General features: G+C 64.7%; 9 protein-coding genes and 1 pseudogene. 6 read left to right on the top strand and 4 right to left on the bottom strand.

Annotated features, from left to right (window positions below; translation table 11 throughout):
- Window positions 1–49: 49 nt before the first annotated feature.
- The 3 genes from GA0061098_RS37345 to GA0061098_RS37335 all read right to left on the bottom strand — a co-directional run bounded on the left by GA0061098_RS37345 (window position 50) and on the right by GA0061098_RS37335 (window position 3,271).
- The gene (locus tag GA0061098_RS37345; protein ID WP_091966331.1) at window positions 50–1,117 is read right to left on the bottom strand and encodes a hypothetical protein; all 1,068 of its coding nucleotides are present in this window, start codon (window positions 1,115–1,117) and stop codon (window positions 50–52) included.
- An 89-nt stretch (window positions 1,118–1,206) separates the two neighbouring features.
- Window positions 1,207–2,697 (bottom strand): flavin-containing monooxygenase, encoded by a 1,491-nt coding sequence (locus tag GA0061098_RS37340; protein ID WP_091966330.1) that lies wholly within the window; start codon window positions 2,695–2,697, stop codon window positions 1,207–1,209.
- A gap of 109 nt (window positions 2,698–2,806) precedes the next feature.
- On the bottom strand, window positions 2,807–3,271 hold the full coding sequence (locus GA0061098_RS37335; protein ID WP_091966329.1) for a cupin domain-containing protein: 465 nt from the start codon (window positions 3,269–3,271) through the stop codon (window positions 2,807–2,809).
- A gap of 190 nt (window positions 3,272–3,461) precedes the next feature.
- On the opposite strand from GA0061098_RS37335, the gene GA0061098_RS37330 reads away from it, so the two are divergent.
- The gene (locus tag GA0061098_RS37330; RefSeq protein ID WP_091966328.1) at window positions 3,462–4,487 is read left to right on the top strand and encodes an AraC family transcriptional regulator; all 1,026 of its coding nucleotides are present in this window, start codon (window positions 3,462–3,464) and stop codon (window positions 4,485–4,487) included.
- A 10-nt stretch (window positions 4,488–4,497) separates the two neighbouring features.
- On the opposite strand, the gene GA0061098_RS37325 is transcribed toward GA0061098_RS37330, so the two are convergent.
- Window positions 4,498–6,363 carry an ATP-binding protein gene (locus GA0061098_RS37325; protein ID WP_091966327.1) on the bottom strand — a complete coding sequence of 622 codons (1,866 nt, stop codon included), beginning with the start codon at window positions 6,361–6,363 and terminating at the stop codon, window positions 4,498–4,500.
- A gap of 231 nt (window positions 6,364–6,594) precedes the next feature.
- Between GA0061098_RS37325 and GA0061098_RS37320 the strand changes: the two genes are divergently transcribed.
- The 5 genes and pseudogenes from GA0061098_RS37320 (at window position 6,595) to GA0061098_RS37300 (ending at window position 15,082) form a co-directional block, all read left to right on the top strand.
- Window positions 6,595–7,923, top strand: a complete 1,329-nt coding sequence (locus tag GA0061098_RS37320; RefSeq protein ID WP_091966326.1) for an NAD(P)/FAD-dependent oxidoreductase — start codon at window positions 6,595–6,597, stop codon at window positions 7,921–7,923.
- Window positions 7,924–7,931: 8 nt separating this feature from the next.
- On the top strand, window positions 7,932–8,858 hold the full coding sequence (locus tag GA0061098_RS37315; protein WP_091966325.1) for a 2-hydroxyacid dehydrogenase: 927 nt from the start codon (window positions 7,932–7,934) through the stop codon (window positions 8,856–8,858).
- A gap of 468 nt (window positions 8,859–9,326) precedes the next feature.
- Window positions 9,327–9,842, top strand: a complete 516-nt coding sequence (locus GA0061098_RS37310) for a hypothetical protein (RefSeq protein ID WP_091966324.1) — start codon at window positions 9,327–9,329, stop codon at window positions 9,840–9,842.
- Between the two features lie 322 nt (window positions 9,843–10,164).
- A pseudogene (locus tag GA0061098_RS37305) lies at window positions 10,165–13,493 on the top strand (adenylate/guanylate cyclase domain-containing protein).
- A 308-nt stretch (window positions 13,494–13,801) separates the two neighbouring features.
- Window positions 13,802–15,082 carry an HlyD family secretion protein gene (locus GA0061098_RS37300; protein ID WP_245323858.1) on the top strand — a complete coding sequence of 427 codons (1,281 nt, stop codon included), beginning with the start codon at window positions 13,802–13,804 and terminating at the stop codon, window positions 15,080–15,082.
- Window positions 15,083–15,093 lie beyond the last annotated feature (11 nt).

Raw genomic sequence — 15,093 nt, 5'->3', positions numbered from 1 at the left:
GATCTGACGCCGGGAGCCTACGACGTCCGGTAGCATTTGCAACCGATCGTCAGCGCGGCTTGATCTCCGCGTATTTCGCCATCGCCTTCTCGAACTTGCGGTTGAACAGCCACATCGCGGCGAGGATCTCGCGGAAGCTCGCCGAGGTGCGCGCCCGGTCGGCCTGTCCGAAAGCAAAGATGCTGTTGTTGCGCAGATGCTTCATAATCGTCGGGCTCGACACCCTGTAGTTCAGGAGGTCGCCCGACTTCAGCGCCGATCTCGTCGGGGTGGGCACGATCTGGATCAGCTCGAACAGCTTCATCTGGTCGATCGGGTCGGGCAGCGTCTTCACGATTTGTGGGATCTCACGGAACACATCCGCATGTGCGTTCATCAGGCCGTCGCGCACGTTGGTCCAGTGATTGAAGCGGTGATCGGTGCCGTGGCCCCGCGCCTCTTCCTTGTCGTCGCGCGCGCTTAAGGCGGGATCGATCGCCGCGATTTCGCCCTTGATGGTCTCCCACTTCCTGCGGCCGTTGCGGTCCTCGGACGGGCCCGTCTGGAAGCTGCCCATATAGGTATTCGAGCGTCCGTTGCGGACGTTCTGCTTGCCGTTGGTCTCGGCAAAGAACAGCCCAAGACTGATGCGCCCGGCGGCGTCCGCGTGGGCGGGCGCAAGCCCCTTGGCGCGCGCGATCACTGTCGCGAGATCGACGACGTCCTTGAACGGCGTCGGCGAGTTCTGCGCATCAGCGGGCGGCGCCTCCATGACGTCGAACAGTTTTGAATATTCGTCGATCAGCGGCTCGATCTCGGCATCGAAATAGGCCGGAGGAATCTCGAACTTGTTGGGCCGGCCGATCCGTGACGGCATGGCGTCGGTGAGATCCTTGTAAGAACTGATCACGGCGACGCGGGCGAGGTAGAGCGCCTGTCCCGGCAGGTTGGGCAGCGGCTGCTTCGCCTCGATCTGGCGCCGCCGCTCGGCGAGAATCGATTTGAACTCGGCGAGCGCCTTGTCATAGGTGGCGACCGCCTCGGATTGCCGAGGCGTGAGCGCGCGCTGTTGTCCGACGGCGGGCGCCGCGACGAAGAAGGCAACAGCCGCAAGGGCGGCAAGACGTCTGGATCCCATGGCCGGTTCCTGTCGATTCGATGGCCAGGGAGATCGTAAGCATTGGAGGGATGGGCTGGCGAGATGCAAATCCCGCTCAGCCGGAATTCTTATGCCGCCCGGTAGTCCGGCGCCGTCGCCAGGAATTTCGCATAGGCATCCGCATCCGGCGGCTGGAAATGTCCGGCGACCCCGACACGCTTCTGGTTCTTCGCGCCGATGTCGGCCATCAGCTCGTCGAAATGGCGGTAGTGATAGGGCGCGACGCAGAGGCCGCCATAGACGCCCGCGGCCGGCCGCTCGACGCGTTTGAAGTGCAGCATCATCTCGATGTTGTCGTGCATCGCCTGCGCCGTCGGCTGGTTGGCGAGCTGGCCGTCGGCATAGCGTACCAGCCAGTTCGCGGCGAGGTCGGCGCAGAGCACGGTGCAGAACGACGAGTTGAAGCCGACGAAGCCGAGTTCGGGTAGGTCAGGGTTGGCGATCAGGCGGTAGAGCCGGTATTGCCCGTCGGCATCGACCAGCTTCTGCTTGTAAGCCGCGGGCAGGAACGGCACGCCGAGCTTGTAGCCGATCGCGAGCACCGCGACGTCGGCACTGATGCGCTCGCCGCCGCTCATCACGATGCTGTCGCCGTTATAATGGTCGAACGTGCCGAACACCGCCTTGATGCGGCCGTCGGCGACCATCGGATAGAAGCCCGGCGTTGCGATCGGCACCGAGCAATTGACGCCGTCCTCGATCCGCTCCTTCGGCACCATCTTGCAGCGGCCGAGCTTGAGCTGCGCCTTGAGCAGACTCTCCAGCCCGCGCCAGTTCGCCCAGACCAGCGGCGCGGCGATGCGGTGCGCGAGCCGCGTCATCGCGCCGATGCCCCAGCCCGGAAACATCTCCTCCTGCGCGCGGATGTAGAGGATGCGCTTGAAGTTCACGAGCCCGCCGATGAAATAGGGAATGCGCCAGACCGGCTCGCGCATCACGATGGTGACCTCCCGCGCGCCCGATTTCACGGCGTTCACCGCGATGTCGGTCGCCGATTTCGAGCCGCCGAGCACGACGATTCGGCGTCCTTTCGCCAGCGTGGGATCGCCGTATTTCGACGAATGCAGGATCTGCCCGCCCTGCGCCAGGAAGCCGTCCTCGCCCGGGCAATGCAGCTCGCGCGGCTCGTTGAACTGGCCGGTGCAGACCGCGACGAAATCGAAATCCTCGTTCGTGGTCGCGCCGGGCTTGTCCTTCAGCGCGAGCGTCCAGCCGGGCTTGCCGTCGGTGCGGCGCGCCATGCCGGCGACCTCGGTGCCGAGGCGCAGCATGCGGTCGAGACCGAAACTCTTGGCGTAGTCGGCAAGATAAGCATGCACCTGCGGCCCGGTCGGCCATTCCGGATAGGCGTCCGGCATGGCGCGGTCGGTGTAGCGATAGAGCTCCTTCGGGCTCTGCGTCTGCACGTCCGGGTAGGAGCGCGCCGGCTCCCAGACGCCGCCGAGATCGGCGCTGCGCTCGACGATGGTGACGCGGTGGCCGCGGCTGGCGAACGCCTTGCCGGCAGCAAGGCCGGAGACGCCGGCGCCGATTACGCAGACATGCTTGGGGCTGACCATGGGTTTGCTCGCAATCAATGTGTTTTCCGCGCGCAAGCGGCCTCGTTCGGCCGCAAGGCGCGGCCGGCGGACCTGCAAGCAGGTGAAAGTGGACGGGGAGGCGGGTTGCCTAGTCGTTAGCCTCGGGCGGCAGGAAGTCGACCTCATGCAGCGCCGAGATGCGCACAACTTCGGCAGGGTCGGTCAGATTGTGCAGCTGGTTGAACAGCGCCTCCAGCTTCTGCATCGGCGAGACCCAGAACAGCGCGCGGCACGGCTTGTCGGACTTGTTGAAATAGCCGTGCGGGATGCCGCGCGGCATGCGCACGAGGTCGCCGGCATGGGCCTTGACCCATTTGCCGTCGAGCTTGAGGTCGAGCGTGCCCTCCTGCACCAGGATGAACTCGTCCTGGGTCGGATGGATGTGCACCGGTACGAACTGGCCAGGATCGCTGTTGGTCTCGAACGCGAAGGTGGAGTCGGTGACGGCCTTGGGGAAGTAGACCTGGCCCAGAATGTTCCAGCTCTTGCCGCCGTAGCCCGTGCCAGCGGTGGTAATGCCCTTTTCGAGTGCAGTCTTTTCAGGTGCAGTCATGGCGCGCTCCCAATGGATTCCGGCGAGGATGGAGCTTCAGTCAACAATGGGTCGCCTGTCTATCCGCTAAACGAATCCGCGAAGCGCCTGTTGCCGTGCAGCATGACGATTTTTGCCGACGCCGCCCTTTTCGCGTCCGGGGAACTATTATAGGCTTAAAGCAATTCCCTGACGCGAAGCGTGGTCGACCATGTCCGCAGCCGTGCTGGAAATGAGCGCAAGGATGCCCGCGGCCGATCGGCTCGCGGACTTCGCCCGCGTCACCACCGACGATGTCGACGAAGCGGCCGAGCAGATCGGGCGCATCTTCTGCCCGCACGATCTCAAGCCGGCACAGGCGCGCGCCACCGGCTTCTCCGCCCGGCACAATTGCGCCGCCTTCGACGGCTTTTCCATCAATTACGTCGCCTATGGCGGATCGGTCGGCATCGATCCCGGCTGCCTCGAGCGCTTCTTCCTGGTGCAGGTCCCGCTCACGGGCGCGGCCTACATTCGCGCCGGCACGACCGAGCTCGACGCCGCGCCGGAGCGGGCGGCGTCGCTGCTGTCGCCGACGATCCCGACCCGGATGATGTGGCGCGACTGCGCGCAGGCGATCCTGCTGTTTGACCGCCGCATGGTCGAGCAGCGCGCCGCGGCGCTGTCGGGCGGGGCGTCAGGCACGGTCGAGTTCGATCCCGTGATCGATTTGGAGGCGCCGTCCGGGCGGGCTTTGCGAGGCAGCCTTGCCGAGCTGATGAAGCTTGCCGAGCGTCTCGGTCCCTCCGGCAGGCTGTCGGCGGTCGCAATGGCCGATTGGCGCGAGCTGCTGCTGGATCATCTGCTCAACGGCCAACGCCATGGCCTGTCGGATGCGATTCAGAACTTCTCCGGCCGGGCCGAGCGTCTGCCGCGCGCGCTCCGCGCTGCGCGCGACCACCTGGCGGACAATGCCGGCGAGCCGCTCGACCTCGTGCAGCTCGCCTGCGCCTCCGGCATCGGCATCCGCGCGCTCCAGCTCGGCTTCCGCCGTCACTTCGGCCTGTCGATCTCGCGGATGCTGCTCGACATGCGCCTCGCCGGTCTGCACGCCCGCCTGGCGCAGGCCGCGCCCGATGCCTCCATCACCGACATCGCCTTCGATCTCGGCTTCACCCATCTCAGCCGCATGGCCGGCGCCTATCGCGAGAAATTCGGCGAGACGCCGTCGGCGACGCTGCGGCGAAGGATGAGCTAGCGCGAGAGAGCTATTTCCGCGACCGCGGCGTGCCGTTGTCGTCGGTCGCCTGCGTGCGCAGGAACGCCTGGACGTCGGCCTGCACCGAATAGGGCGTCGGGATCGCGTCGCCGACGGAATCGACGGCAGTGTCGAGGCAGCGACGCAGCATGCGGGCGAGCTCGGCCTTGCGGTAGGGCTTTCTCAGCAGCGGGGCGCCCATCGTCGCGCGTCCCTGCGCATGCAGCGAATCGTAGGCGTAGCCCGACGTGAACAGAACCCGCAGGGAAGGGCGCGCCGCCACCATCTGCTCGGCGAGCTCGCGTCCGTTCATGCCGCCAGCCATCACGATGTCGGTGAAGAGCAGGTCGAACGGCTTGCCTTCGGCCGCAATCGCGAGCGCCTCGGTCGCATTGGCGGCCGGGATGACCTTGTAGCCGAGGCCTTCGAGCTGGACCGTGACGTATTGGCGGACGTCGCGGTCGTCTTCGACGCAGAGGACGGTTTCCTTGCCCCCCACGATCTTGCGGTCGTCATAGCCGGTCGGGCGCAGCGCGCTCGCCTCCGCCTTCGGCAAATAGAGCGTGAAGATCGTGCCGCGGCCTTCTTCGGAGGCGACCTTGATGCCGCCGCCGGACTGCTTGACGAAACCGAACACCATGCTCAGGCCGAGCCCCGTGCCCTTGCCGACCTCCTTGGTGGAGAAGAACGGATCGAAGATCCGCTCCAGGATGGCCTGGGGAATGCCGGTGCCGGTGTCAGCAATCTCGATCTCGACATAGTCGCCCGCATAGCCGGCGCCGACCGCGACCGCCTCGCGCACGCCGAACACGACGTTGCGCGTCGTCAGCGTCAGCCTGCCGCCGTCCAGCATGGCATCGCGCGCGTTGATCGCGAGGTTGAGCAGGGCCGAGCTCAGCTGGCCGCGGTCGGCGTAGGCGAGCCAGACGTTGCGGTCGAGCCTGGTCACGATCTCGATCTTCTTGTCGAAGGTCGCCAGCAGCAGCTTTGCGAGCTCTTCCAGCAGCTCGTTGACGTCTATCTCGGCCGGCTGCAGCGCCTGCTTGCGGGCAAAGGACAACAGGCTCGAGGTCAGCGCGGCGCCGCGGTCGGCGGCCTCGCTGATCAGCTTGGTGATGGTCGCAAGCGGCGGGTTGTCCCTGACGGCGTCGGCCAGGATCTCGATCGTGCCTGTGATCACCGTGAGCATGTTGTTGAATTCATGCGCGATGCCGCCGGTGAGCTGCCCGACCGCCTCCATCTTCTGGGACTGGACCAGTTGCTCCTCGGCCGCACGCTTCTGGGTGATGTCCCGGACGAAGGTGTTGATGAGGGTGCGCCCTGCGAGCCGCATGACCGTGCTGGAGGCCTCGGCCAGGATCCGGTCACCGTTCCGGTGGATCAGGGTGAGCTCGAAGCGCAGGCCGGCCGGCGCATCCGACAATTCCGGAACGAGCCGCGCCATCCGCTGCCTGAAGGCGGCGCGCAGCGGCTCGGCGACGATGAGATCGACGACGTCGGCGCCGAGCGCCTCCTGGCGCGTCCATCCGGTCAGGGCCTCGGCCTGAAAGCTCCACTTCAGCACGGCGCCGCTGTCGTCGATCTGGATGAAGGCATCGAGCGCGGTCTTGATGACGGCTTGCATCATCTGCGCGCTGTCGCTGCGTGCTCGCGCGTCTTCCGCCGATCGTCCGGCGGCGCGCTTGTCCTCCGAGGTCTCGATCGCGCGCGTGCAGAGGTGCACGAGCAGCGCGGCAACGGCGGCGCTTGCGATTAGGGCTGCGATCTGGGCCATGCCGAACCCGGGTCCGGCCACGGCATAGGAGGCGAGGAGGGCCGCCGCGGTCACCACGACCTGTGCGGCCATCGCGAGTGTCAGAAGCCCCCTGAGTTTCATGGTCTCCCACCAAAGAAGACTACCGCATCGGCCGCCCGGTCCCGGGTGCCGCTTTGATGTGAGCTACAGACTCCGCGCGGCGGCGTCGAGGGGCAATTTGCGGTGGTATTAGCCTTTCTTCGGCCTCAACCTGCGGGCGAATCGGTCTGGCGCGAAGGGCGCGCATACAAGCAATGCGATTGACAGCTGTACTGAGGCGTGATCGTTCGAACTGAACTCCAGGAGTGCCCCATGTCCCCGCCACTCAACCGTATCAACAGCGACGAACGCCTGCCGCAGCAGGTCGATGTCGTCGTCATCGGCGGCGGCGTCATCGGTGTCTCCGCGGCCTATCATCTGGCGAAGAAGGGCCTTTCGGTCGCGCTGGTCGAGAAGGGCCATGTCGGCGGCGAACAGTCGAGCCGCAATTGGGGCTGGTGCCGCCAGCAGGGCCGCGCGCGTGAGGAGATCCCGCTCGCCCGCGAGGCGCTGCTTCTGTGGGAGGACATGCAGAACGACGCCGGCGTCGATGCAGGCTTCCGCCGCACCGGCGTGTTGTTCCTGACCAAGAGCAAGGACGAGCTTGCGAGCTGGGAGCGCTGGGCCGCGGTCGCGCGCGAGATGCAGGTCCACTCGACCGTCCTGACGCCGGCCGAGGTCGCCGAGCGCATGCCGGGCAATACCGACACCTGGGTCGGCGGGCTGCATACGCCGAGCGACGGCCGCGCCGAACCGTCGATGGCCGTGCCTGCGCTCGCCACCGCCGCGCGAAAACACGGCGTCACCATCCATCAGGACTGCGCCGCGCGCGGGCTGGAGACTTCAGCCGGTCGCGTCAGCGCCGTCGTCACCGAGAAGGGCACCATCCGCACCCAGTCCGTGCTGCTGTCGGGCGGCGCGTGGTCGTCGCTGTTCTGTCGCCGTCACGGCATCGAGCTGCCGATCGGTCTCGTCAATGCGACGGCCTGCCGGACCACGCCGGGACCGGAGATCACCTCGGGCGCGCTGGGCACCGATCTCTACTGCGTCCGCCGCCGCCTTGACGGCGGCTTTACGCTGGCGTTGCGCAACCGCGGCACGGTGGAGCTGTCGCCCGATTTGTTCCGCTATGCGCGCACGTTCTGGCCGACCTATCTGCATCGCAAGAATGGACTGAAGCTGTCGTTGGGCAAGTCCTTCTTCGACCAGATCGTGCGCGGCACCAGCTGGAGCTTTGACAAGCCGTCGCCATTCGAGACCGAGCGCGTGCGCGATCCAGAGCCTGACATGTCACTGGTCAATGCGGCGCTGGCCTCGCTGATCAAGGCCAACCCTGAACTCAAGGACATCGAGATCGCGGAAGCCTGGGGCGGCACGATCGACTGCACGCCGGACACGATTCCCGTGATCTCGCCGGTCGACGCGCTGCCGGGCTTCTTCCTCGCCACCGGATTTTCCGGCCACGGCTTTGGCATCGGCCCCGCCGCCGGCAAGCTCGCCGCCGACATCGTGACCGGCACCACGCCGCTGGTCGATCCCGCCGCCTACAGCCACAAGCGCATGATCGACGGCCGCCGGCTCGCGCCGGTCAGTCCGTTCTGAGGGCTCGCATGACGGTTCTCTACAAGGCCAACATGGTTCGCGGTGCCGAATGGGCGCGCTTCTTCGCGGAGCGCGCGCCCGACATCCCGTTCCGGCTCTGGCCTGACATCGGCGACCCCGCTGATATCCGCTATCTCGTGGCGTGGGTGCCGCCCGACGACATCGCGACGAGGTTCCCCAATCTCGAGCTGGTCTTCTCGGTCGGCGCGGGAGTGGATCAGTTCGACGCCACAAAGGTCCCGGCGAACATTCCCCTGGTCCGCATGCTGGAGCCCGGCATCGCCGAGACCATGGTGGAGTATGTCACCATGGCCGTGCTCGGTCTGCATCGCGACCTCCTGAACTTCATCGATCAGCAGAAGCAGCAGGTCTGGCGCGAGATCCGGATCACGCCGGCGAAACGGCGGCGTGTCGGCGTGATGGGGCTTGGCCAGCTCGGCCAGGCCGTGCTCGAACGCCTCAAGGTGTTCGGCTTTCCGCTGTCGGGGTGGAATCGCTCGGCGCGGGGGATCGAGGGCGTGACCTGTTACGCAGGTGCAGACGCGCTTCCGGCGTTTCTTTCGCAGGCCGACATTCTCGTCTGCCTGCTGCCGTTGACCGACGAGACGCGCGGCATCCTCAACGCCGATTTGTTCGCGCGCCTGCCGCGCGGCGCGTCCCTCGTCAATGTCGGACGCGGCCCGCATCTCGTTGAAGCCGACTTCCTCGCGGCCCTCGACAGCGGTGCGCTATCAGGCGCGGTGCTCGATGTCACCGAGCCCGAGCCGCTGCCTGAGGGACATCCGTTCTGGCGCCATCCCCGCATCCTGCTGACGCCGCACAATGCCAGCATGACGACGCCGGACACGGCCGTCGACTTCGTGCTCGATGTCATCGACCGTCACCGCCGCGGCGAGGAGTTGCCGGGGCGTGTCGATCGCAGCCGCGGTTACTGAGGGCGTGATGGTGTTGAGAACATCGGTGTAGCCACGAGCTCCTCTTACCTCTCCCGCATGCGGGAGAGGTCGGCGCGCAGCGTCGGGTGAGGGTTCTCTCCTCTTGGGGGGGCGGGGGAGGGTTGGCGCGACGATGAGGACTTGTCCTCCTGAAATCGTGACTGGATGGAGCGAGAGGGAACTGCGGCATGTGAACCGCCTCATATTCCATCACTCTCTTTTCGAGCTATCACTCCTGCAAGAAATTGCCGCACCCGGAGCCAACTGACAGACACGGGTGAGATGCAAATGCCTGCGAAGCCGCGTGCTCGCAGCTTTGGATTGGCTCTCGTTTTGGTCACGAGCAAGCCAACCCCCATCACTCAGCACAGATCTTTCAGAAATTGGAATCGAGGACATCGCGAAACGCGTCCACGCAGCTCCTATTCGGGGTCGGCCGGTAGGCTGCTACTTAGTAAGGAGTACCCAATGAAGACAAGCAACGCAGCACCCAGCGCATTTTCCCTGACAAGGTACGCCGGCCATCTTCGGATCGCCCGTTCCAGTCTGATCAAGTCGGCCCATCTTCTTGAAAGAATTGGGCTTGCAGCCGTCGGGGCCTCCTGCGGCCTCTATGTGGGTGCGGCCCTGTTGCGTCAGAAGGGCGGACTTTTTGAAAGCGGCTGGATCGTGCTGCTGACGGTGCTCTACGGAGCTCTCAGCTATTATGTCGGAATTGATTTGTCTCGCACGATCGCTCGGAGGTCGATTTCGAGTACCTCCGAAGAATACGATGGCTCCGAGATGGTTGAGATCATGAGTGCGGCCGGAACGTTCGGCGCAGCGATTGCAGCAGCTCTGTCCGTCAGCATCCTTGTCCTTGATCAAACCCTCCCCAATGGCTTGGTGGCCTTTGTCGCCGGCTGCTGGGTGGTTGGCTCTTCGCTTCAAGTCGCGGCGGGAACGATGGCGCGAAACTACGAAGTGCCCGACAACAAGGACTAAAGACAAATGTGCTCACGGAAAAACGTCTGCTTGGCGTCGTGACGTGAGCACAAGCCCGGTACCGGGATTAGGCGTCAGGCCTGAAGGCGAGTGACTGACGACTCATCGCAACTTCTGTCGTCCAATGCGGCGTGCAGACGATTTTTGGTAGCGCAGCCGCTCGCATCAAACAATGTCCCAGCGTGGAAGCGGTATCGGTACTGAGCAACCTAAGTTATCGCGCAACAAACAAGACGTGCCATCATGGTGGCATTGGGATATTGTCCCTGCGCGCCGTGGTCCAAAATTCTGCTAACCGCCAACCACACGATCGGTGGAGCCAATGCAGATTGCGGAGTGGCTCGAGAAGCTGGGGCTTGGGCAATACGCAGAGCGTTTTGCCCAAAATGGGATCGACATGGGCGTCCTTCCCGAGCTGATGGTCGAGGACTTCGACAAGCTCGGAGTCCTGCTCGGGCATCGCCGCAAAATGCTGCGTGCGATTGCCGACCTTGATCCCGCCGCATTGATCGCATCGCCGGCTCCTCCTCACGACGCCGAGCGGCGCCACCTCACCGTCATGTTTTGCGATCTGGTCGGCTCGACAGCGCTCTCGGCGCGTCTCGATCCCGAGGATCTGTGGGAAGTGATCCGGGCGTACCGCGCCGCCTGCGGGCGCGTCATTGCCGCTTATGACGGCAGGATAGCCAGGTTCGTTGGTGACGGAATACTCGTCTATTTCGGGTATCCGCGCGCCCACGAAGATGATGCGGAGCGGGCAGTGCGAGCGGGCCTCGATATTATCGCTGCGATTCGCCAGCTCAAGACGGGCGCCGGCGAACGGGTTGAACTGCGGATCGCAATCGCGACCGGGCTTGTGGTGGTCGGCGACCTCATCAGCGGAGATGCGTCAGAGGAGCACGCAACCGTCGGCGATACACCGAACCTCGCTGCCCGGCTCCAGAGCCTGGCGGAACCGGGGGCGGTCGTCGTTGCTTCGTCGACGCGGCGGCTGCTTGGCGATTCTTCACGTTTCGCAATCTCGGCCGCCGCGAGGTCAAGGGGATAGCCGAACCGATCGCGGTCTGGGCGGTGGAAGGAGCGACCTCATCGGAAAGTCGCTTCGAGGCGGTCCGCGCCGCGCGCTCGATCGGCTTTGTCGGCCGCAAGGACGAGATCGAGTTCATTCTCTCGCGCCAGCGGGAGGCATGGCAGGGCCAGGGCCAGATCGTATTGATTTCCGGCGAAGCGGGCATCGGCAAGTCGCGCATCGTGGCAATGCTGTCCGAGAGCCCCTCGTTGGGGACACACCGTCGCGTGCGATATCAGTGTTCGCCTTACCACACCAACAGCGCACTTCATCCCTTTGTCGCGCAGCTCGAGCGCGCCGCCGGAATTCGCTCGCACGACACGCCAGAACAAAAGCTCGACAAGCTCGAGGCGATGCTGGCAATAGGAACCCGGCAAGTCGCCCGGGCCACGCCGCTCATTGCGGCTCTGCTCTCGATTCCGATCGGCGACCATTGCCCGCCACTCGGCTTGAGCCCGGCCCAGCAGAGGCGACAGACATTTGCCGCCCTTCTCGATCAGCTCGAGGGATTGGCGCGAGACCAGCCTCTGCTGATCATCTGCGAGGATATGCATTGGGCCGATGCGACGACACTTGAACTGTTCGATCTCGCGGTCGATCGGATCAGGGGCCTGCAGATACTCGTGCTCTTGACGTCCCGGCCGGAGTTCGAGCCCTCCTGGTCGGGCCTTGCCAATGTCAGTCTGTTGCGGCTCGACCGGCTCGATCGGCAGGACACGCGCGCGCTGGTCGAGCAGGTGGTCGTCGGTCGCGAGCTGCCACGCGAAATGATGAAGCAAATCATCGACAAGACCGATGGCATACCGCTATTCGTCGAAGAGTTGACCAAGATGGTGCTGGAGTCCGGGCTGCTCGTCGAAGATGCCGGGCGCTACCGCCTGAATAGTCCGCTCCCGCCGCTTGCTATCCCCGCGACGCTGCAGGATTCGCTGATGGCGCGGCTCGACCGGCTCGCTCCGGTCAAGGAGGTGGCGCAGATAGGCGCCGCCATTGGCCGTGACTTCTCGTACGCACTGCTGAAAACCGTGGCGGGACGCGACGATCTGACGCTGAACGCTGCGTTGGGACAACTTGAAGAGGCCGAACTGCTGTTGCGTCGTGGCACGCCGCCCGAAGCAAATTACAGTTTCAAGCACGCCCTTGTTCAGGAGGCGGCCTACGAGAGTCTGCTCAAGAGCAAACGGCAGCTGCTTCATACCCGCATTGGCGATGTCCTGCGCGAGAAGTTTCCAGCCGTCGCCGAGACCGAACCGGAAGTTCTGGCGCACCACTTCACTGAGGCGGGGCTGAGCGAGGTGGCCCTCGAATGGTGGCGTAAGGCGGGCCAGCAGGCGTTGAAACGCTCGGCCTATTCCGAGGCGATCGCGCATCTCGGCAAGGCCATTGCGACCGCCGATCAGTTGCCTGATGATTCCCGCCGGATCATGAGCAGGCTGCATCTCCAAATCGCATATGGCCGTGCCTTGCGGGGCAGCCTCGGCCACAGCGCTCCAGAGACGGTCGCGGCATGGACGCGTGCGCGCCAGTTCGCAGCCGACATCGATGATCCCGTTGAACTTGCGCCGGTGCAGTCGGGGCTCTTCAATGCCTGCCTGACCCACGGCGAACTCGCTCCGATGCGGGAGCTGGCGGACGCCATCAGGAGCGCCGCTGACCGACGACCGGACTCGCCGGTGGCCGCCGTCGTCGCCCATTGGACGGGCGGCGTCACCTGCTGGTTCGAGGGCGATTACTTGAATGCGAGAACGCATCTCGAGCGGGCGCTGGGGATCTATGGTGCCGAACCGGATCCCGCGACCTTCAGGGCGTCTGCGCTGGATCTGCCGTTCGTGATCATGAGATTTCTTGCCCTGGTGCTCTGGCCGCTCGGTAGCACCGCTCGTGCGCGCAAGCTGGCCGCGGAAGCGGTGGGTGCTCCGGGCGAAAAACGGGCGTTGTCCCAGGCCAATGCACTGGTTCATCGCGCTGTGTTCGACGGGGTATGCGGGGGCATGTTGCAGCAAACAGAGACGATCCTGGCGCTCGGTCTCGCGCGCGACCACACGATGCCGCTGTACGTGGCCGCGGGCACCTACCTGAATGGCCTCGCCAAGTGGCGTGCCGGCGACCGAATGGCCGGACTGGCGGACATGCGTCACGGCTGGGCCTTCCTGCACGAGAACGACTGCTACCTCTGCGAACCGTTCTGGGGGATGCATGTCGCCCTGGCGAATGCAGAGGTGGGCGAAGTCGGGACCGGGCTGGAAATCCTGGACGAATCGATCGCCGGGACGGGACAATCTGGCCAGCATTGGCTCGATGCTGAGCTGCATCGTGTCCGCGGTAAACTTGTATCGCGCCATGATCCTTCGGACGAATCCAGTGCCGAAGAAGCCTTCAAGCGAGCGCTGGACATCGCGCGACACCAGCAGACCAGGACTTTCGAGCTGCGCGGCGCCCTTGAACTTGCACGCCTGTACAAGACAAATGGCCGAGCTGGTGCGGTCTCTGAAGTGCTCACTCCTGTGCTCGCTGAATTCGATGCGGAGCGAAATCTTCCCGAAGTCCTGGCAGCGAGAGAGCTGCTTGGGAATAGGCGTTAGCCGCGCCGTCATTCGATCGGCGCAAGCGCCGCGCCGGCTTCAGCCGGAATGGGGCGATATCTCGATCCTTTATTCGGCAGCCGTAGTTATCCGGTTTTGACACGGCTTAACCTGTTGTGGTGAATCCTAGGTATGCTTCTCGTGGTTGCGAAGGCGAGTCTGCCGCGGCGGCGAATCCTGATTTCGGCTGGCGGCAATGTTGTTGGATTGCTCCTTGCCTCAAGGCGCAGACTTCATCCCAACGCCCGGCGATTGGCTTGCCTTCGCTGCGGCAGGCGCAGCGACCAAAGCCCATTGGAGATCCAGTCGTGGTTCGTTTGCACGTCGAACGTTTCATTCGCAGCCGGGTTGTTCGTCGAGCCCTGGCGCTAGGGATCATCGCGCTGAGCGGATGGGCCCTGTTGCCGTATGTGACCTACCGAATCGCTCCCTCCGCCTTTGTCAATGCCGAGCTCATGCGGGTGACTGCACCGTTCGCGGGTCAGCTCTCGCCTGATCTTCCACGCAAGGGCGAATATTTCCAGCAGAGTCGGGTGGTGCCGATGGTCGGGGCGCGTTCGCCGGATCGCCGACACCTCATGGACCTCGATCAGCAGCTTGCCGTGTCCACCAAACGCGCCGAGCTCGCACGTCGGCAACTCGAGGAAATCGCCGGGCTCGATGGCAAGCTCCGCGAGCGCAGCGAGGACTATCGTTTGGGGATGGTCGCGCGCCTGAGCCACGAAATCGGCGAAACGGAGGTTGAAAAAGGCGGCTGTCTCGCCGAGGCGCGGCAGCGGAACGATGTCGCGGGCCGGATGGAGAGGCTCGTGAAGCTCGGCATCAGTTCGCAGATCCGCTCCGGCGAGGCCCAAGCCTCGCAGGAGGCAACCGCAACGCGGTGCCGGATGGCCGATGAACGCCTGCAGCGCCTCAAGACCGAGTTGGGGGCGGCCGAGAAAGGTCTTTATCTTCGTGGCGATGCCAATGACGTGCCCTACTCGCAGCAGCAACGCGAGCGACTGGTTCTCCGCCGCCAGGAGCTCGAGACGGACGAGTTGCAAAACAGCTCACGTTCTGCGCAACTGGCCGCGGAAATCGTCGAGGAGCGCGCTCGGCTTGATCGTCTCGATCACTACGATCTGTCGTTGCCTGCCGCCCATGTCGTCTGGTCGGTCGCGGCCAGCCCGGGCTCGATGGTCACGGAAGGGCAATCGGTCCTCGATTTTGCAGACTGCCAACGCCGATTCATTGTCGTTGAACTGCCCGAGCGCGATTTCGAGAAGATCAAGGCCGGAGATGCGGCTACCGTCCGCCTGATTGGGAGCGGCGAATGGAAGACCGGCCTGGTCCGGCAAGTCCGCGGATCGGCTGCTTACGCCGACGATCGACTGCTTGCGGCTCGGGTGCCGCGGCCTGATCCGGGCAACATTACCGTTGAGATATCGCTTCCCCCCAACGAAACGTGGGCCGAGCGCAATGGCTCCTGCGATATCGGACGACTGGCCGAAGTGCGCTTCGAGCGCAGAGCCGACGGCTTGCTACGATTGGTCAGCTCGAAGTTGAAATGGCTGACGGCGCGCCTGGAGCTCGACCAGTCGTCCCTGTGAGCGAGGTGTTC

Origin of the sequence: Bradyrhizobium shewense (genome assembly GCF_900094605.1) — a bacterium.
Classification (GTDB): domain Bacteria; phylum Pseudomonadota; class Alphaproteobacteria; order Rhizobiales; family Xanthobacteraceae; genus Bradyrhizobium; species Bradyrhizobium shewense.
The sequence above is the reverse complement of the archived record's forward strand: the minus strand, read 5'-3'. Positions and strand labels throughout refer to the sequence as shown.